Raw genomic sequence first — 17,864 nt, 5'->3', positions numbered from 1 at the left:
CCCATAAGTCGGGACACGTCGGTGCCCTGACCTCACCGCCGCGCGGCTCCCCCGCTCGGCCCCGCGCCGCGCGGGCGTCCGCGCCGCGCTGACATCACCACGCTCGCACCGCCGCGCTCGGTTCTCGCGCGCCGCGGCCCTCCCCCGCTCGTGAAGCTCGCGCGTCGCCGTTAGCGCCGTGCGTGGGTTTCGCGCGCCCGAAATCAGGAGTCACCACGTGTTCTGGCGTGCCCGTACGACGCCCGGCCGGGCCATCTGCCTGGCCCACCAGTTCCCCAAGATCAAGGTGCCGGAGGTGATGGCCGGGCGGGTGACCTTCGTCGGCCTGCCCCCGGTGGACCTCGGCCAGGACATCGACTGGCGGCTGAACCCGCATGGCAACCGCTCCTGGGCGCTGAACCTGCACACCCTGCGCTGGATGGGCGGCCTGGTCGCCGAGTACGAGCGTTCGGGCGAGGGGGCCTACCTCGACCGGGCCGAGATCCTGGCCGACGACTGGATCCGCGAGAACCCGCGCGACCACGCCGACCTCAGCCCCTGGGCCTGGGCCGAGCACGCCGTCGCGCTGCGCGCCCCCGTGCTGGTGTGCCTGAGCGCCCACGTCGACAGCCGCCGCCTGCTGGACAGCCTCGCCGAGCACGGCGAGATCCTCTCCGACCCGATGCTCTACCGTCAGGGCCACAACCACGGCCTGGACCAGGACATCGCGCTGCTGGTGGTGGGCTGCCGCCTGGGCCGGAACGAGTGGCGTGACCTGGCGATCCGCCGGATGCTCGCCTCGGCCGAACTCGCCATCGACGAGCAGGGCGTCCTGCACGAGCAGGCGCCGAGATACGGGCTGTACGTGCACCGGCGGCTCGGGGTGGCGCTACGGGCGATCGAGGAGAGCGGGGCCGAGATTCCGAACCGGCTGGCGGCGCGCCGGACGGCCCTCGAAGCGTACGTGGCCCATGCCGCGCAGCCCGACGGCTTCCTGGCGCCCCTCGGGGACAGCCCGGCGGACACGCGGGCGGCCGGGTTCGCGCACGACGGGGCGAGGGTGCGGGTCTTCGACGGCGGGTACGTCTTCGGCCGGACCACCTGGGACGATCCGGGCTCGGCGTTCTACTCGATCAGGTTCGGGCCGGGGCGGCGGCTGCACGGGCACGAGGACCATCTGGGCGTCACCTATTACGCGCAGGGCCGCCCGGTGCTGGTCGAGGCCGGTTTCCACTCCTACGAGAAGACGGACTACGTGGAGTGGACCAAGTCGCCCGACGCGCACAACGTGCCCTCGGTGGTGGGCGCGGGCTTCCGAGCGGGTACGGCCACGCGCCTGGAGGCGTCGGACATCGGCCCGTCGCGGCAGTCGTACCGGCTCAGCGACAAGGCGTATAGCGTGCGCCGTACGCGCGAGATCCTGGTCAGCCACGGACCGGATCTGATGGCCGTGCTGGACTCGGTGCCGGAGGGGCACGCGGTGCGCGACGTGTGGCACTTCGACCCGTCGCTGCGGCTGGTCGACCAGCGCGACGGCGTCGTGGTGCTGGGCGACGACGCCCGCCGCGTGACGCTCCTGCAGCTCACGGCCGACGGCAGGCCGGTGGGCGGTCAGACGGTACGGCCGGGCACGGTCTCACCGGGGTACCTCCGGACGGCGGAGACCGTGACGGTGACGTCCCCGGAGGCTTCCCGGCTGCTCACCGTGATCGTGCCGGGCAGCGCGGACCCGGCCGTCTCAGCCGAGGGTGACCTGATCACGGTGGGCACGCCTGACGGGCCGGTCACGTTCCGGGGGTCGAGGCTATGAGCTGTCGTCCCTGGCCGAAACCGGCTACAGCCAGCGGCCGAGCGCGGGCGCGTCACTGTCCGGGGCGGGACCACGCCCAGTGATCCAGGCGGCCAGCTCAGCGGCCGTCCCGCTCACCCGGCCCACGTGCGGCGCGGCCGCCCCGCCTGCCTCCGGCTCCACGGTCACTCGCCAGACCCGTTGCCTGTCGGTCGGTGCGAGCACCACGGCGGGCCCCTGCCCCCGCCGTTCCCACGTCTCCGTCACGTCCGTGAGCAGCGCGTCCACGAACTCGGGCGGGAAGTCCTCGAACCGGCCGCCCGTCCCCAGGTCCACCGCGTGTATCCACACCTCGCGGGCCCGCATCCAGGGGATCTCCGAGGCGGGCACCATGCGGCCCTGCGCGGTGCGTACCCGCGCGTCCCAGTCCGACAGCTCCTCCAGCGAGACCCGCAGCCGGTCCGCGCTCTCCTCGGCCAGGCGTACGAGCTCGGCCGGCGAGAGCCGCGCCACCTCTTCGATCTCGGCGTTGCGCGCCTCCGCGCCGGCGTACATCGGCGTCTCCTCGCCGGTCCGCGCCCAATGGGTGAGCCGGCCGAGCGCCGAGGCGTTGCAGGCGACGTGGGCCACCAGGTGCCGTCCGGTCCACCCGGGAAGGCGGCTGGGCCGGTCGAGGTCGGCGGCGTCGAGGCGGGCGGCGAAGTACGCGGTGCCGGAGTCGAGCCAGGTGAGGTCAGCCATCATGGCGCGCCATGTTGACCAGCTCGCCGACGCCCGCGATCCGGGTCACGACCTTGTGGCCGTCGGCGAGGTAACGCGGCGGCTTGCGGGCGTGCCCCACCCCGCCGGGAGTGCCGGTCGCGATCACGTCGCCCGGCCGCAGGGTGAGGATCTGTGACACGTACGCGATCAGCTCGGCCGGTGGGAACACCAGGTCGGCCGGGTCCGCCTGCTGTACCACCTCCCCGTCGACCTCACACCGCATGGTCAAGGGGCCGTCGAGTTCGTCGGGGGTGACGAGGTACGGGCCGAACGGGGTCGTGGACTCGAAGGTCTTGCCCTGGAGCCACTGCAACGTACGGTTCTGGTAGTCGCGTGCCGTGACGTCATTGAACACCGAGTAGCCCGCGATGGCGGCCCGCGCCTGTTCGGGCGAGGCGTGCCGCACCTCCGTGCCGATGACGACGGCGAGCTCGGCCTCCCAGTCCATGGCCGGCGAGACGGCGGGGAGCACGATGTCGTCGTACGGCCCGATCAGCGCCTCGGCGAACTTGGCGAACAACGTGGGGTAGGCGGGCAGTTCGCGGCCCATCTCCAGGATGTGGGTGCGGTAGTTGAGCCCCACACAGATGATCTTCCCGGGCCGCGGCACCACGGGAGCGAGGTCCGCGCCCGCGAGCGGGTGCCTGGGGCCGTCCGCGGTGGCGGCCCGTTCGCGCCAGCCGGGCTCGGCCAGCAGCGCCCCGATGTCGGGCGCCCCGATCTCCACGGCGTGCTCACCGTCGACGCGGGCGGCGGTGGTACGGCTGGGCAGCCGCAGGGTCGCGAGCTTCACGCGGTTTCCTCTCGGTGGGGGTTCTTGATGGAAGGGAGCTTCACAGAAGCTCTTCTCGATACTGGTGCAGGCCCTCGAAGATGGGCGTGTCGGCGAAGCGGAACAGGTCGAAGCGGCTGCCGGCGCGGAACGACCACGCGCACCAGGACGGCACCACGACGAGATCGCCCCGGGTCAGCGGGCGCTCCACGCCGTCGAGCGTGACCGCGCCCTCGCCGTCGAACACCTGGTAGACCGACGACCCCACCTCCCTGCGCGCGGCGGTGACGGCGCCGGGACGCAGCCGGTGGAACTCGGCCCTGATCGTCGGCATGACGTCGCCCCCGGTGGTCGGGTTGGTGTAGCGGACGGCGGCGTGGCCCGGCTCGACCGGCCCGGGATGGCCTTCGTCCTCCAGCGCCAGTTGCTCGTCGAGCGCGCGATCGGTGTGCTCCCAGCGGTAGGCGGCGATCGGCGAGCTGGGCGTGGCCCCCAGGGCTGAGAGCGGCCGCAGCCCCGGGTGCGCCCACAGACGTTCGGAGCGGGAGAGGTGCGGGGTGGTGCTGTCGGTGACCTGGTCGGGGCCGAACTCGAAGAACGAGGTGTCGGTCTGGTGGACGAACGGGATGTCCAGCCCGTCGATCCAGGCCATGGGCGCGTCAGTGGTGTTGTGGTGGCCGTGGAAGTGCCAGCCGGGAGTGAGGAGGAAGTCGCCGCGCCGCATCGCCACCGGGTCGCCGTTCACCACGGTCCACACGCCTTCGCCCTCGACGACGAAGCGGAAGGCGTTCTGGGTGTGCCGGTGCTCGGGGGCGACCTCGCGTGGGCCCAGGTACTGGATGGCCGCCCACAGCGTCGGCGTCGCGTACGGCAGGCCGCTGAGGCCGGGGTTGGCCAGCGCGATGGCCCGCCGCTCGCCGCCCCGGCCGACGGGCACGAGGTCGCCCGCCCGCTCGGCCAGCGGATGCAGCGTCTTCCACGCCCAAACGTGGGGCCTGGCCTTCGGCTTGGGGTGGGCCGGCATCAGATCGCCGACCTGGGTCCAGAGCGGAATCAGGTGCTCTGCCGTGAAGTCGGCGTAAAGCCTCTCCTCTGGGGTCATGGGTCCACGTTAGGAGTCAATTCTGCACAGTGCATTAGCATTCTGCTATGAAGAACCGGCCTCCGTACGCCCTGGGCTCGGTCGACAACGTTCTCCTGCTCCTGCACATGCTGCGCGACCAGGGCCGGCTCAAGGTCACCGACGTTGCGCGGGAGCTCGGCATCGCCCGCTCGACCGCGCACCGCCTGCTGGCGATGCTGGTATATCGGGACTTCGCCGTCCAGGACGAGCACCACACGTACCTGCCGGGCCCCTTCCTCGCCTCCGCGCCGGGCGTGGCGAGCGGCTCCGCGCTGCGCGAGTTGCGGGCCAGGGCCAGGCCGGCGATGGAGGCGCTGTGCGCGCGGGTGCGGGAGACCGTCAACCTCACCGTGCGGGTCGGAACGGAGGTGCGCTTCCTCGCCAGCGCGGAGTCCGCGCAGATCCTGCGCGTGGGCGACCGCCGGGGCACGATCCTGCCCGCCCACCGCGCCTCCGGCGGCAAGGTGCTGCTGGCCGCGCTGACGCGTGAGCGGCTGTGGGAGCTCTACCCCGACCTGCCGGACGCGGAGCGGGCCGCGTTGACCCGCGAGCTCGACGAGATCCGGGTACGCGGCTACGCGCTGAACATCGACGACACCGAGCAGGGCGTCTCGGCCATCGGCGCCGCCGTGCGCGACGGCCGGGGATCGGCCGTGGCCGGGCTGTCGATCGCGGTGCCTTCCACCCGGTTCGGCGGGGATCAGGTGGGGGTGTTCGCGGGGGAGCTGAGACGCGCGGTCACCGAGGTCGAGCAGGCCCTGGCCGACTTTCCCGACTGATCACAGTGGGGTGACCGGGCTGGCACGCGGCACGTACACCAGGGCGTCGTAGGCCTGGGCGGGCACCGTCTTCACCGTGTACGTCCAGCTCAGGGAGCTGTAGATCGACCGGAAGCCGTCACCGACGGCGCCCATCGGGACCTCCGAGGTGAGCACCTCACGGTTGCCGGGCTGCGACGAGGCCTGCGCGAGGTTCACGTAGCCCAGCGGCTGGTCACCGAACAGCTTGGCCAAAGGCGAGGTGTGGCTCACGGTGAACCGCTTGCGCTCCCCGGAGCCGTCGTCCCTGCTGACGAAGGTGCTCGTGCCGAACTCGGTGCCGATCGCGAAGTAGTCCTTGCCGTACGCCTTGGCAAGGCGTCGCCCCATCGACTCAAAGGAGAACGCCGCACCGCTCTTGTCGATGTGGCCGTTGTGACCGCCCAATATGACCTTCTTCCGTCCATGGGCGCCCTCCGTGTCGGCGATCCACCTGACGTTCTCGGCCATCCAGGCGTCCCGCTTGCTGCCGTAGTCATTGCCGGAAGTCTGTAACCGCGCCCCGCGCTGAATCGTCTCGGCGTGGTGCACCGCGAGGGCGAACGACTCCTGGGAGCTGAGGCTGACGTACTTCTCCCGATTCGCCGTCATCTGCGCGACGAGCCGCCCAGCGGCGGTGGTGGCGGCGGCGACCTTCTCCTCGTCCTGTTCGGACCTGGTGGCATCGGTGAGAGCGGCCAGCGACTCCTGGACCGGGCGGACCCGAGCGGGGTCGACCGTGGCGAGATAGCGCAGCAGCCGCTCCTTGTTCCGGTCGTAACGCTGCATGTCGAAGCCGTACAGACGCACCTTGTCCGTGTCGGGGACGGCGGCGTTGTGGTCATGGATCCACTTGAGCAGATCCGCCATCTCGCGGGTCCGGTAGATGTCGAAGCCGAGCGCCTTGGCGGCGTCCTCCGCGCTGCCCTGGCCCTTCATGACATAGTCGTCGGCCGTGGCCGTGCCGCCGAAGTCGGCCTCCAGGGCGACGGTGCGGAAGCCGTACTCTCGTACCAACTTCTGGATGATCAACGCGCGGGTCTGGACGAATTCCTTGTTGCCGTGCGTGGCCTCGCCGATCCCGACCACGCGTTTGCCGGCGGCGTCGGCGAGGGGGACCTGGTCGAGAGGGACCACGGCGTCGGACGTCACTCGCGAAGTGTCCACACCCGCGCACCCGGCCGCCGCCAAGCCGATCAGTGCGACGCTCAGGACGAGCTTGCGTCTCATGTCAGTTCACTTCCTTGCGGAGCACGCGCACTGCGCCGAGCGTCATCGGGACGACGATCCAGAAGATCATAGACGCGGCCAGCCGAGCGGCCTCGCCCCCGGTCATGTCGCCGACCATCAGAGGGGTGGTGGCGCTGCCCAGGTCGAGCCACTCGGTCAGGGCCGCGCCGGTGGCACCGAGCCGGGCGACGACGCCCCACAGCATCGGGGTCGCCAGGCAGATCACGATCGCGGCCGGCGCGTTCAGGAGCAGCATGCCAACGGACAGTCCCATCGCGACCACCAAGACGTTGGTCGCGGTCCAGCCCAGCAGGGTGAGAGGGGCGATCTCCCAGTCGGCCGGGATGTCGTGGGCACTGGCGACGGCAGCCGTCACCGGCACCGCGACCAGCATCGCGAACAGGGAGGCCACCATGGCGGTGATCAACGGAGGCAGGCACTTGGCCGCCAGCACCCGCAGGCGTCGAGGTTCGAGCGAGAAGGTGGTCAGGGCGGTGCGGTGGCTCCATTCGCCGGCCACCGTGAGAATGCCGATGACGGGGAGCAAGGTGCTGAATCCGATTCCGGCGGTCCCGATCAAGGTGCCCAGCCGCGGACCGGAGGCCATGCCGCGCGCCGTAATGGACGCCAGGGTCAGAAGGATCAGGATCGCCGTCATGATCTTGCCGCTGCGGGTGTCGAAGAGCTTGCGAGCCTCGACCGACAGCAACCGGTGGAAGGGAATCGATGTGGTCATGCCGCACTCCGGTCCGCGTTCGCCGTCAGTTCGAGGAAGGTCTGTTCGAGGTCCCGGCCCCGGCCGAGCTCGTCGACGGTGCCCTGGGCGAGGACGCGGCCGCGGCCGATCATCACGATGTAGTCGGCGACCCGTTCCACCTCGTGCAGCAGGTGCGAGCTGAGCAGCACCGCACGACCCGAGTCGGCGAGATTACGCAGCAGCCCGCGTATCCATTGGATGCCCTGGGGGTCGAGACCGTTGGCGGGCTCGTCCAGGATGAGCACTTTGGGCCGGCCGAGGAGCGCGTGAGCGATGCCGAGCCGTTGCCGCATGCCGAGTGAGTAGCCACCGACCGTCCGCCGGCTCTCCTCGGCGGACAGTCCGACCAGGTCGAGGACCTCGCCGACCCGCGACTTCGGCAGTCCGAGCAGCATCGCGCTCAGGGTCAAGACCTCCCGGCCGGTCCGGCCGGGATGCTGGGCGCCCGCGTCGAGAAGCACACCCACCTGGGAACCCGGGCAGCCCAAGTCGGCGTACGGCCGGCCCAGCACGGTGGCCGAGCCCGAGGTGGGCCGGGACAGCCCGGCCAGGATGCGCATGGCCGTGGACTTTCCGGCGCCGTTGGGCCCGAGGAAGCCGGTGACGCTGCCCGCTTCGACGGTGAAGGACACATCGTCCAGTGCCTTCACGTTCTTGTAGAATTTGCTGACGTGGTCGAACTCGATCATGGATCAAGTTCACCGGATGCGACGCCGCCGGTCATCGGACCCAGGTCGAGTCCGGTTCTAGACCTTTGGCCACCTGGATATGGACCTGGGTCGCTAAGCCATCGGCCGGGCTGTCTCTAGGCTGTAGGGCGTGCACGACCTACAGGAGAGCCGGGCGGTCCTGGACCCGCAGAGCATCACACTGCGCTATGTGTGCGCCCTGCTGCCGATGCTGTTCCATGGAGCCATCTTGGTCGCGGTCGTTTCCCGCGACCTTTACCGGCTTCCGTCAGCACTGGTCGATGTGGGGCTCGGCGTGATCGCTCTGGTCCTGATGGGCTGGCGGCGTCGCTGGCCATGGCAGATCGCCCTGGTCATCGCCCTGCTGAACGCGTTCTCCAGCACGGCGAGCGGCCCGGCATACGTCACGTATGTCTCCTTGTGCATGCATCGCCGGTGGCGTCAGATCGTCCCCGTCGCGGTCGTTTCCTGGCTGAGCGCGGTGGCGTTCGCCGCCTTGCCCGCCATCACCGAGGCGACCGATGTGTCCATCATTACCAATACCGCCATCCTCGGCGGACTGACTCTCTTCGGCCTCTACTACCGCGGGCGCCAGGACCTGGCCGCCTCACAGCAAGAGACGGCCCTGCTCGCCGAACGCCAGCAACTGCAGCTGATCGAGCAGACCAAGCTGGCGGAACGGCTCAAGATCGCCCACGAGATGCACGACGTCCTGGCTCATCGGATCTCCCTGCTGTCCATGCTCGCCGGCGGCCTGGCGTACCGGAAAGACCTCAGCGCCGAGGAGACCCGCGAGGCCGCACTGGCCATCCAGGAGAACGCGCACCAGTCACTGAACGAGCTGCGCACCGTGCTCGGCACGCTCCGGCGCGACGAATCCCTGGAAGCTCCGCAGCCGAACCTGACCCATCTGGATGCCCTCTTCGACGAAGTGCGCACCGCCGGTCAGCAGGTCGAGGTGGATGACACCATCGGTGACCGGGAACTGCTGCCGACGCCGACCGGGCGGCACGCGTACCGGATCGTGCAGGAGGCCCTGACCAACGCGCGCAAGCATGCGCCGGGCAGCCGGGTGATGGCCGAGCTCGGCGGGCGGCCGGGGGACGGCCTGCGCATCAAGGTGAGCAATCCGGCGCTGTTCGCGACGGCCCCGGGACCCGGCAGCAGGCTGGGGCTGGTCGGCTTGGCAGAACGCATCCGGATGGCCGGCGGCACTCTCAGCCACGCCGTACGTGACGGACGCTTCATCCTCGACGCCACGTTGCCATGGGAGACTGCACGCCGTGACTCGACTGGTGATCGTGGATGACGACCCGATGGTACGTACCGGCCTGCGCCTGATTCTCGGCGGCGAGCCCGACCTGGACCTGGTCGGCGAGGCCGGGGACGGCCGGCAGGCCATGGACGTGATCCGCGACCTGCGGCCCGATGTCGTGCTCATGGACATCCGGATGCCCAACCAGGACGGGCTGACCACCACCGAACTGCTGCTGGCCCAGCCGGACCCGCCCCGGATCCTCGTACTCACCACCTTCGACGCCGACGACATGGTGCTGCGCGCTCTGCGGCTCGGCGCCGACGGCTTTCTGCTGAAGGACACGCCCCCACCGAAGATGATCGAGGCGGTCCGTACCGTGGCGAGGGGTGAACCGGTGCTGTCGCCGAGCGTCGCCCGGCAGGTGATCGCCGCGGCAACCACCGGAGGCGAGCCGCCGCAGGCACCACGGGAGCTGGCCAGACTCACCGAACGCGAACGAGAGGTCGCGATCGAGGTGGCCCGGGGCAGATCGAACGCCGAAATCGCCGGACATCTCCACATGAGCGTCGCGACCGTGAAGGCGAACATCACCCGGATCTTCGCGAAGCTGGGCAGCGACAGCCGCGTCCAGGTCGCCATGAAGGTACGCGACGCCGGCCTCCTCTAGGGATCCGCTTATCTGGGAGGTAATCGACAGGCCGCGTCACCCTCGGAAAAGCTTGCGGCATGACTGCTGACCCCACCCGTGACATCGTGGAAGCGCTGATGCGGCGTATCGCCGAGGGCGATCACGACCGTGTCGCCGAGTTGTTCGCCGAACCGATCGACTGGCAGCTCGACTGGCCCGCCGAGGGGCATCCGGCGGTGCCGTGGATCCGGCCGCGATCGAGCCGAGCCGACGTGGCCGACCATTTCCGTACGCTGGAAGCTCATCACGTGCCCGAGCTGAACGGCACGTCGGTGGCGCGCATCCTGGTCGACGGGGCGGACGCCGTCGTCCTCGGGGAGATCGTGCAGACGGTACGGAGCAGCGGCGCCGCTTACAGCTCGCCGTTCGCGCTGCACCTCACCGTCGAGGACGGACTCATCACCCGGTACCACATTTACGAGGACAGTCTCACGGTCGCACGGGCCCTCAGCGCTCAGGCAACGGAGAGCGTGGTGCGCACTCCGGCATCAGCGAGCCGCTAAGAACATGTCGTCTCCCCCACATGACACCCTCGTCAACATGTCCGCGTCTGCCGAATGGCCGGTCCACAGCCCTTTCGCCCGCGAACACTTCGGCCGCGGCAAAGCCGAGGGCAGAGCGGAGGCCAGGGCGGAAGAGGCTGCCATATCGGTGCTGCTCGTGCTGGCCGCCCGCGACTTCAACGCCCCCGACGACATTCGCGCCCAGATCACCACCTGCGCAGACCTCACCCGACTCGGAACCTGGCTCACCCGCGCGGCCACCACCCAGACCCTCCAAGACCTCTTCGACGAAAACGAATCAGACCGAGAGCACCGCCAAGCCTGCTATCCGTCCACATCCTCTCCCGACTACCGCAGCTACAAGAGGAGCACCAACGACGCGCGAGGGCGCCGAAATCGCCCGGACCGGCCAGTGACCCGCTTCTGCGGTTTGGACGCGCCAGCCGGCGGGAGTTCCGGATTCAGCGGACGACTGATTCGGCGCTCGCCTGTCCGAGTTCGGCCAAGCGGGTCAGGGCGGGGAGGGCGTCGGTGATCGCCTGGCGCTGCTCGGGGGTCAGCTGGGCGATGAGCGGGACCAGGTGGCGGGTGCGGTCGTCGTGGCGGGAGCGCCCGATCTGGCGTCCGGCCTCGGTGATGTGGACCAGGACGGCGCGCCGGTCGCTGGGGTCGGGGCGGCGTTCCACGAGTCCGTCGCGCTCCAGCCGGGTGATGAGCTGGGTGATGCCGGGCTGGCTGACCTGCTCGGTCTTGGTGAGGTCGGTCAGGCGCATGGGGGCGCCGCGAGTGGCGAGGGTGTCGAGCACCGACAGCGTCGTGAACGACAGCTTCTCCAGCATGGGGAGGCGGATGTAGAAGCGGTTGAAGTTCTCGATCGCGGTGGCGAAGGCATTCACGTCCAGGTCGCCGTCGCGGTCAGCGCCCTGGGCGGGGTCGCGGTCCGAGTCGCGGTCGCCCAGCGTCTCGCCCGATGTCTGGTCCGGCGTCCGGTCCGGCGTGGTGTTCACACCGGAAATATATCGCAAACTTATTTAAGTTGCTTATGATGTCTGGCATGACACTTCGTTTGGGCATCAACGGGTTCGGGCGGATCGGCCGGAACGTCTTCCGCGCGGTGGCCGCTCGCGCCGACGCCGACATCGAGATCGTCGCGGTCAACGACCTCGGCGACGTGGCGACCATGGCGCATCTGCTGGCGTACGACTCGATCATGGGCCGCTTCCCCGGCGAGGTCGCCGCCGAGCCGGGCGCGATCCGGGCCGGTGACGCGACCATCAAGGTTCTGGCCGAGCGTGACCCCGCCGACCTGCCGTGGGGTGACCTGGGCGTGGACGTGGTGATCGAGTCCACCGGGATCTTCACCAAGGCCGAGCAGGCCCGCGCGCACGTGGACGGCGGCGCGAAGAAGGTCATCATCGCCGCACCGGCCAGCGGGGAGGATGTCACGATCGTGCTCGGCGTGAACCACGACGTCTACGACCCAGCGCGCCACACGATCATCTCCAACGCCTCGTGCACCACCAACTGCCTGGGTGTGCTGGCCAAGGTGCTGCACGACGCGGTCGGCATCGAGTCGGGCATGATGACCACCGTCCACGCTTACACGCAGGACCAGAACCTCCAGGACGCACCCCACAAGGACCTGCGGCGGGCCCGGGCGGCGGCGCTCAGCATCGTGCCCACCTCCAGCGGGGCGGCCAAGGCGATCGGCCTGGTGCTGCCGGAGTTGCGGGGCCGGCTGGACGCGTTCGCGCTGCGGGTGCCCGTGTCCAACGGCTCGGTCACCGACCTGACCGTCACCACCAGCCGCGCCACCACCGTGCAGGAGGTGAAGGAGGCCTATGCCGAGGCCGCGGCCGGTCCGTACAAGGGCCTGCTGACCTACACCGACGCGCCCATCGTGAGCAGCGACATCGTCGGCGACCCGGCCTCGTGCGTCTTCGACGCCGAGCTGACCCGCGTGATGGGCTCGCAGGTCAAGGTCGTCGGCTGGTACGACAACGAGTGGGGATACTCCAACCGCCTCATCGACCTGGCCCTCATGCTGTAGCGAACAGAAAGAGACCTCTAAAGCCAGTCGCGGCGCTTGAAGACCGTGTAGAGGATCAGGCAGACCAGGCCCATCAGCAGCATCGCGAACGGGTAGCCGAACACCCAGTGCGTCTCGGGCATGAAGTCGAAGTTCATCCCGTAAATGGTGCCGACCAATGTCGGGGCGAACAGGATGGCCGCCCACGCGGAGATCTTCTTGACCTCCTCGCCCTGCCGGATGCTGGCCTCCGTCATCCTGGCGATCTCCTCGTTCTGCGCCTGGGTGACCAGCGTCGAGTTGACCAGCAGGATGTCCTGGAGCATCTGCCGGAAGGAGGCCACGCGTTCGTTGACCGTGATGGCGTGGTCGGCCACGTCACGCAGGTAGCTCTGCAGCTCCTCGTTGACGCCGTACTTGGTCGCCCCGGCGATGAACCCGTCGATCATCCGTACCAGCGGCGTGGTGGCCCGCTGAAACTCGATGACCTCGCCCGACAGCTCGTAGACGCGCCGGGAGACGGACGGGTCGCCGCCGAACACCTGGGCCTCGATCTCCTCGATGTCCTTCTGCAGCCCGGCGACCACCGGGGCGTAGCCGTCGACCACGGCGTCGAGGATGGCGTACAGCACCGCCTGCGGGCCCTGGCGGAGCAGGTCGGCGTCCGACTCCATGCGCTTGCGTACGGCCTGCAGATCAGGCGCCTCCGCGTGCCGTACGGTGATCACGAAGTTGGGCCCGACGAAGACGTGCAGCTCGCCGAACGCGACCTCCTCGACGTCGTCGAGGTAGCGGGCGGCGCGCAGGACGACGAACAGCATGTCGCCGTAGCGGTCGGCCTTGGGCCGCTGGGAGCCCACGATGGCGTCCTCGATGGCCAGCGGGTGCAGCTGGAACTCCTCGGCCAGCTTGGCCAGCTCCCAGTCCTTCGGCCGGTAGAGGCCGATCCAGGCGAGGCTGTCCGGCAGCTCCTTGAGGCGTTCGAAGGCGTCGGCCAGCGAGGCGGGATCGTCGACCCGCTTGCCGTCCTGATAGATCGCGTTGTCGATGACGGTGGGCTGGTAGGGGGCCTCTTCGCCGGCGCGCGGATCCATCGAGTGCTCGGGCGCCGACTCGCGGGCGCTGCCGCCGCCGCGTCCGAACCCCTTCATCCGTGCCATTTCCGCCCCTTACCAGAATCTCTACTCGAGGTCGTCGAGTGCCCGCGTCGCCCGGTCCCTGATCGACTTGCGCCACATGGGCGTCCAGCCGAACAGCAGCCCGTGCGGCCTGCCCAGCGCCATCCGGGACCAGCGTTTGAAGTCGAAGTCGTCGTGGTGCCTGACGATCAGGCCGTCCTCGAACCTGAACAGCGCGTCGATCTCGTTGACCACTTCGCGCCCTGTACGGGAGAAGGTGTAGCGGGAGGTCCAGCGCGCCGTGCCGGTGAAGTCGTCGGCCGTCACGTCCCTGAACTCCGACTTCAGCCCGTCGCTCACGCCCAGCTGCAGCCGCCACATCGCCATCACCCGCCGCCGCCCCTCCACTTCCAGGAAGACCGGGTCGCCGAAGCTCACCTCCGGGTGGTAGCAACTCTCCATCGCCGCGTAGTCGGTGCGGCCGAGTGCCTCGTAGAAGGCGCGGATCAGCGCCACGTGCTGGTCGTTCACCTTGCCCATCAGATCATGGTTGTACCGTTATGCCAGCATACGGCCCCTGGCCAGTCGTCTCGCAGGTCGAACAGGTGAAGAGCGGCCGGCCGGTGCGCGTACAAGTGGGGAATTGTCGGGAAATCTGTGCCGAGCACCACCTTCCCCTCAGGAACCAGATCAAGCGGCAACCGGTCGGGAAAAGCATGTGGGGTCAGAATCTTGTTCTGTGAGCACGAGAGAGTCTTTACCTGGATAGGGTCATACCTCGATGGACAAGCTCTGGGCTCACCTGATCGAGGTTCAGCCTGCCCCCGACCCCTGGGTCGTGGTGGTCTCGGCACTCGTCGCGCTCGCGATCGTCAGTTTCGGCATGTCCTGGCAACTGTCCAGGGGCCTGATCACGATCGCCCACGAAGGCGGCCACGCGCTGATGGCGCTGGTCACCCGCCGGAAGCTCGAAGGCATTCGCTTGCATTCCGACACCTCCGGCGTAACGCTGACCAGAGGCCGGCCCACCGGCCCCGGCATGGTGCTGACCGCGCTGGCGGGCTATCTGGCGCCGTCGTTGCTCGGGCTGGCCGCCGCGTTGCTGACCGAGCAGGGACGCATCACGTTGCTGATGTGGACCGTGCTGCTGTTCCTGGTCTGCATGCTGCTGCTGATCCGCAACCTGTACGGCGCGCTGATCCTGCTCGCGACGGGTGGCGCGGTGTTCGCCCTGTCGATGTACGCGCCGGACAACGTGCAGCAGGTCGTGGCCCTGGTGGCGGTCTGGTTCCTGCTGTTCGGCGGGGTGCGGCCGATCATCGAGTTGCAGCGCAAGCGGCGCAGGCGGCAGGCGCGCGACTCCGACGCCGACCAGCTCGCCAGGCTGACCATCCTGCCCGGCGGCTTCTATGTGTTCTTCTTCCTGCTCGTGGCGGGCGCATCCGTGGTGGCCGGCGCCTATCTCATGAATCCGCTCTAGTCAGGAAAAATCACATTAAACTCGCCCGTGACAGGGGGGAGTACTGTGCTGCCAGTCGAGGACGCGCCCGGCTACCGGGTACTCGATCAGGCCGGCCAGGGCGGGTTCGCCATCGTCTACCGCGCCTACCAGGAGCGCCTCGATCGGATCGTGGCGCTGAAAGTCCTGTCCGTGGACCGGGTCGACCAGCGGACCATGCGCAGGTTCCAGCGCGAACTCCAGCTCACCGGCCGGCTCACCGGCCATCCGAACGTGGTCACCGTGTTCGACACCGGTGTGACGCGCTCCGGCAAGCCGTACATCGCCATGGACTTCTTCGAGAACGGCTCGCTGCGCGACAAGGTCCGCAAAGAGGGGCCGCTGCAGGTGCCCGACGTGCTGCGCACCGGCGTGAAGCTGGCCGGGGCACTGGCCGCCGTACACGAGGCGGGGGTCCTGCACGGCGACATCAAACCGCAGAACATCCTCATCTCCCGGTACGGCGAGCCGGCCGTGGCCGACTTCGGCGTGGCCAGGGTCGTCGACTCGGCGGAGATCTCAGCCACGGCGCAGGCGTTCACGCCACTGCACGCGGCACCGGAGGTGCTGACGGGGCAGCCGCACTCCGCCTCTAGCGACATCTACTCGCTCGGCTCGACGCTCTACCACCTGCTGGCCGGGCAGCCCGCCTTCCACAGCCCGACGGACCCATCGATCGCGCCGCTGATGTACCGGGTGCTGAGCGCGGATCCGCCGCCGATCAACCGCGCCGACGTGCCGCCGGTGGTGTTCGAGACGGTGCTGCGGGCGATGGCGAAGCAGCCGGAGGTACGGTACGGCTCGGCGCGCGATCTCGCGCAGCGGCTGCGGCAGGTGCAGGCGGAGCTGGGACTATCGGTGACGGACCTGGTCGGGCAGGATCCCGGCCCGGTGCCTTCGACGGCTCCCCGGCGAGAGGACAGTGGCGAGCCCCCGGCGCCCGGCCCTTCGACGGGCGCGCACTTGCCCGTTACCGGAGCTGGCGCACACTTGGCCGGGCCGGTGACCGGTGCCTACGCGCCCAACCCGGCGGGCCAGGCGGGCGGCCCGCAGCCGACCGGTTATAGCCCTTTCGCGCCCCCGCCTTCGGGACCTCGGCAGCCTGGTCAGAGCCCTTTCGCGCCGCAACCGTCCGGTGCGCGGCAGTCCGGCTACCCCGCTGGGCTCCAACGGTCGGGCCCGCAGTTCGGCGGGCCGCAAGCGACCGGCTCCCAGCTCAGCACGGACGGGTCGAGCACTCCCGCCACAGTTCCACCGGCGCACCCAGCGCAGACCGGCTCCTCATTCGGCGCCGCGTTCCCGTCACAACCGACCTATCCACCCAGCGCCTATCCTGTCCCGCAGAGCCAACCGGCGGAGGGCTATCCGGCATCGCAGGGTCCCCAGCCGGAGGGTCCCGCGCACGTGTCGAGCGGGCTTCCGTCTGGCCGTACGAGGACGTCTGGCAGTTCGAGGACCAGGGTGATGGCGATCGGAGCCGCCGCAACGATCGTGGCGCTCGCGGGCGCCGGGTTCGCCGTCTACCTCTCGAGGCAGAACGAAGCCCCCGTGGCCGACCCGCAGCGGTCCCAGCCGCCGTCGACCGCCGCCGAGCCGTCCGAGAACGTCGGCAAGGACGCCCTGGCCGCGCTCGCCCCGCGCCGGGTACGCGTGGTGGCCGACCGCAGCACGCTGGTGGAGCTGCGGTGGGCACTGCCCAAGGAGTCCGCCCGCTACCCGGTCGTGGTCCAGCGATCCCCGGCCAGGCAGGGCGAGCAGGCGATCACCGCCCTCCAGCCCGGCACCACCTCGGCTCGCGTGACCGGCCTGGACCCGGACACCGGCTACTGCTTCCTGGTGGGCGTCCCGCTGCAGATCTCGAAGACGAGCAAGGTCGCCTGGTCCAAACCGACCTGCGTCAGGGGCGCGGTCGCCAAGAACGGCTAGATCGGGTACCGATCGACACGCGGGCCGGATGCCTCCGGGATGAAGCTTTCATGGCGTCCGCGATGTTCGCGCTGGTCGTCGGGGCCAGGCGGGGGCGGATCTTGCGGCGGTGCGGTCCTTGTCGTCCAATTCACGGTGATCGCTCTTCGCGATTTCCGGCTTTTCATCTGAATGGTGACGCGGAGACCCGATCCTTCAGGGCCGAGAGGAAGCGCCACCCCTCCTTTCGAAAACAGTATGGAAAGAGTCGGTCACGTTCGGTAATATGTGCGGTGGGTGAGGATCCTGTGACAGGAGGTGCGCGATGGCGATCCGCCGCTCCGCCACCAAACGCAACGGCCTGCCCACGATCGTGCAACTGCGGCTCACCCCCGCCCCGGCCCAGGCCGAGGCGCTGGCGGCGACTGTGCTGTTGTGTAATCAGGCGGCCACTGTCGTCTCCCGGCTGGCCTGGCAGCATCGCACCTTCACCGTGGTGGCGTTGCATCGGCTGGCCTACTACGAGGTGCGGGCGCAGGTGGCCGGGCTGGGCGCGCAAGCGGCCGTGCGGGCGATCGCCCGGGTCGCCGACGCCTACGCCAACCGGCGCGCCAGTAAGAAACGCGCGCACATCTTCCGGCCGTACGGTGCTGTCCCCTACGACGCCCGGCTGATGAGCTTCAACCGGGACGCCCGGACCGTGTCGCTGTGGACTCCCACCGGCCGCGTCACCGTCTCCTACACCGGTCGGCCAGACGACCTCAAAGCCATCGATACGCTGCCGCTCGGCGAGGCCGACCTGATCTACCGGCGCGGCGCGTGGCTACTCCAGGTCTCTCTCACCCTGCCCCAACCGGTGGTGCGTGAGCCGGTCGGCGGCTTTGTGGGGGTGGATCAAGGGGTGGCGAACCTGGCGGTCACCTCTGATGGTGTGGTGCTGCCCGGCCCGGCGCTGCCGGGGCCGATC

Annotated in this window: 17 protein-coding genes and 1 pseudogene; 9 read left to right on the top strand and 9 right to left on the bottom strand. The window is 69.5% G+C overall.

The window, feature by feature from the left end; genetic code table 11:
• The first annotated feature begins 217 nt into the window (after positions 1-217).
• Positions 218-1,789 carry a heparinase II/III family protein gene (locus AB0J16_RS43855; protein WP_358551260.1) on the top strand — a complete coding sequence of 524 codons (1,572 nt, stop codon included), beginning with the start codon at positions 218-220 and terminating at the stop codon, positions 1,787-1,789.
• Positions 1,790-1,813: 24 nt separating this feature from the next.
• Here AB0J16_RS43855 and AB0J16_RS43850 read toward each other — a convergent pair whose 3' ends face one another.
• Genes AB0J16_RS43850 through AB0J16_RS43840 form a run of 3 tightly spaced genes read right to left on the bottom strand, consistent with a single transcriptional unit; the run spans position 1,814 to position 4,404 of the window.
• Complete coding sequence (locus AB0J16_RS43850) at positions 1,814-2,512, bottom strand: maleylpyruvate isomerase family mycothiol-dependent enzyme (protein ID WP_358551258.1); 699 nt, start codon at positions 2,510-2,512, stop codon at positions 1,814-1,816.
• Entirely contained in the window at positions 2,502-3,323 is an 822-nt protein-coding gene (locus AB0J16_RS43845) for a fumarylacetoacetate hydrolase family protein (RefSeq protein ID WP_358551256.1), read from the bottom strand. The genes AB0J16_RS43850 and AB0J16_RS43845 overlap by 11 nt, the downstream gene beginning before the upstream one ends.
• Before the next feature lie 40 nt (positions 3,324-3,363).
• Positions 3,364-4,404 carry a cupin domain-containing protein gene (locus AB0J16_RS43840; RefSeq protein WP_358551254.1) on the bottom strand — a complete coding sequence of 347 codons (1,041 nt, stop codon included), beginning with the start codon at positions 4,402-4,404 and terminating at the stop codon, positions 3,364-3,366.
• Positions 4,405-4,451: 47 nt separating this feature from the next.
• On the opposite strand from AB0J16_RS43840, the gene AB0J16_RS43835 reads away from it, so the two are divergent.
• Complete coding sequence (locus tag AB0J16_RS43835; protein WP_358551252.1) at positions 4,452-5,204, top strand: IclR family transcriptional regulator; 753 nt, start codon at positions 4,452-4,454, stop codon at positions 5,202-5,204.
• On the opposite strand, the gene AB0J16_RS43830 is transcribed toward AB0J16_RS43835, so the two are convergent.
• From AB0J16_RS43830 to AB0J16_RS43820, 3 genes are read right to left on the bottom strand one after another with little or no spacing between them, the layout of a single operon-like run.
• Complete coding sequence (locus AB0J16_RS43830) at positions 5,205-6,452, bottom strand: erythromycin esterase family protein (RefSeq protein WP_358551250.1); 1,248 nt, start codon at positions 6,450-6,452, stop codon at positions 5,205-5,207. It lies immediately after the preceding gene.
• A gap of 1 nt (position 6,453) precedes the next feature.
• On the bottom strand, positions 6,454-7,188 hold the full coding sequence (locus tag AB0J16_RS43825; RefSeq protein WP_358551249.1) for an ABC transporter permease: 735 nt from the start codon (positions 7,186-7,188) through the stop codon (positions 6,454-6,456).
• Positions 7,185-7,898, bottom strand: a complete 714-nt coding sequence (locus tag AB0J16_RS43820) for an ATP-binding cassette domain-containing protein (protein WP_358551247.1) — start codon at positions 7,896-7,898, stop codon at positions 7,185-7,187. Before AB0J16_RS43820 ends, AB0J16_RS43825 begins: the two co-directional genes overlap by 4 nt.
• 130 nt (positions 7,899-8,028) lie before the next feature.
• On the opposite strand from AB0J16_RS43820, the gene AB0J16_RS43815 reads away from it, so the two are divergent.
• Genes AB0J16_RS43815 through AB0J16_RS43805 form a run of 3 tightly spaced genes read left to right on the top strand, consistent with a single transcriptional unit; the run spans position 8,029 to position 10,347 of the window.
• Entirely contained in the window at positions 8,029-9,207 is a 1,179-nt protein-coding gene (locus AB0J16_RS43815; protein WP_358551245.1) for a histidine kinase, read from the top strand.
• Entirely contained in the window at positions 9,182-9,823 is a 642-nt protein-coding gene (locus AB0J16_RS43810; RefSeq protein ID WP_358551243.1) for a response regulator transcription factor, read from the top strand. The genes AB0J16_RS43815 and AB0J16_RS43810 overlap by 26 nt, the downstream gene beginning before the upstream one ends.
• 59 nt (positions 9,824-9,882) lie before the next feature.
• Positions 9,883-10,347: a nuclear transport factor 2 family protein gene (locus AB0J16_RS43805; RefSeq protein WP_358551241.1), complete on the top strand. Its 465-nt coding sequence runs from the start codon at positions 9,883-9,885 to the stop codon at positions 10,345-10,347.
• 461 nt (positions 10,348-10,808) lie between these two features.
• Here the strand turns inward: AB0J16_RS43805 and AB0J16_RS43800 are convergent, their stop codons facing one another.
• Positions 10,809-11,354, bottom strand: a complete 546-nt coding sequence (locus AB0J16_RS43800) for a MarR family transcriptional regulator (protein ID WP_358551239.1) — start codon at positions 11,352-11,354, stop codon at positions 10,809-10,811.
• Between the two features lie 47 nt (positions 11,355-11,401).
• Between AB0J16_RS43800 and gap the strand changes: the two genes are divergently transcribed.
• Positions 11,402-12,397, top strand: coding sequence for a type I glyceraldehyde-3-phosphate dehydrogenase (gene gap, locus AB0J16_RS43795; RefSeq protein ID WP_358551237.1), 996 nt, complete (start codon positions 11,402-11,404; stop codon positions 12,395-12,397).
• 17 nt (positions 12,398-12,414) lie between these two features.
• Here the strand turns inward: gap and AB0J16_RS43790 are convergent, their stop codons facing one another.
• Together AB0J16_RS43790 and AB0J16_RS43785 are read right to left on the bottom strand one after the other, a co-directional pair.
• Entirely contained in the window at positions 12,415-13,536 is a 1,122-nt protein-coding gene (locus AB0J16_RS43790; RefSeq protein ID WP_358551235.1) for a magnesium and cobalt transport protein CorA, read from the bottom strand.
• Positions 13,537-13,557: 21 nt separating this feature from the next.
• Positions 13,558-14,034, bottom strand: coding sequence for a nuclear transport factor 2 family protein (locus AB0J16_RS43785; RefSeq protein ID WP_358551233.1), 477 nt, complete (start codon positions 14,032-14,034; stop codon positions 13,558-13,560).
• 241 nt (positions 14,035-14,275) lie between these two features.
• Between AB0J16_RS43785 and AB0J16_RS43780 the strand changes: the two genes are divergently transcribed.
• The 3 genes and pseudogenes from AB0J16_RS43780 to AB0J16_RS43770 form a co-directional block, all read left to right on the top strand.
• Positions 14,276-14,974: a M50 family metallopeptidase gene (locus AB0J16_RS43780; protein ID WP_358551231.1), complete on the top strand. Its 699-nt coding sequence runs from the start codon at positions 14,276-14,278 to the stop codon at positions 14,972-14,974.
• Between the two features lie 45 nt (positions 14,975-15,019).
• Positions 15,020-16,918 (top strand): protein kinase, encoded by a 1,899-nt coding sequence (locus AB0J16_RS43775; RefSeq protein ID WP_358551229.1) that lies wholly within the window; start codon positions 15,020-15,022, stop codon positions 16,916-16,918.
• Between the two features lie 304 nt (positions 16,919-17,222).
• Positions 17,223-17,864, top strand: a pseudogene (locus tag AB0J16_RS43770) (RNA-guided endonuclease TnpB family protein); the annotation flags it as partial.

The sequence above is a fragment of the Nonomuraea sp. NPDC049750 genome (assembly GCF_040659625.1).
GTDB lineage: Bacteria > Actinomycetota > Actinomycetes > Streptosporangiales > Streptosporangiaceae > Nonomuraea.
Note: the sequence above shows the minus strand (reverse complement) of the source record. Positions and strands in the feature narration are given on the sequence as shown.

Coding starts and splice junctions, on each gene's coding strand:
- AB0J16_RS43850 (WP_358551258.1), bottom strand. CDS start 2,512: ATGATGGCTGACCTCACCTGGCTCGACTCCGGCACCGCGTACTTCGCC.
- AB0J16_RS43840 (WP_358551254.1), bottom strand. CDS start 4,404: ATGACCCCAGAGGAGAGGCTTTACGCCGACTTCACGGCAGAGCACCTG.
- AB0J16_RS43835 (WP_358551252.1), top strand. CDS start 4,452: ATGAAGAACCGGCCTCCGTACGCCCTGGGCTCGGTCGACAACGTTCTC.
- AB0J16_RS43830 (WP_358551250.1), bottom strand. CDS start 6,452: ATGAGACGCAAGCTCGTCCTGAGCGTCGCACTGATCGGCTTGGCGGCG.
- AB0J16_RS43825 (WP_358551249.1), bottom strand. CDS start 7,188: ATGACCACATCGATTCCCTTCCACCGGTTGCTGTCGGTCGAGGCTCGC.
- AB0J16_RS43820 (WP_358551247.1), bottom strand. CDS start 7,898: ATGATCGAGTTCGACCACGTCAGCAAATTCTACAAGAACGTGAAGGCA.
- AB0J16_RS43805 (WP_358551241.1), top strand. CDS start 9,883: ATGACTGCTGACCCCACCCGTGACATCGTGGAAGCGCTGATGCGGCGT.
- gap (WP_358551237.1), top strand. CDS start 11,402: ATGACACTTCGTTTGGGCATCAACGGGTTCGGGCGGATCGGCCGGAAC.
- AB0J16_RS43790 (WP_358551235.1), bottom strand. CDS start 13,536: ATGGCACGGATGAAGGGGTTCGGACGCGGCGGCGGCAGCGCCCGCGAG.
- AB0J16_RS43785 (WP_358551233.1), bottom strand. CDS start 14,034: ATGGGCAAGGTGAACGACCAGCACGTGGCGCTGATCCGCGCCTTCTAC.
- AB0J16_RS43780 (WP_358551231.1), top strand. CDS start 14,276: ATGGACAAGCTCTGGGCTCACCTGATCGAGGTTCAGCCTGCCCCCGAC.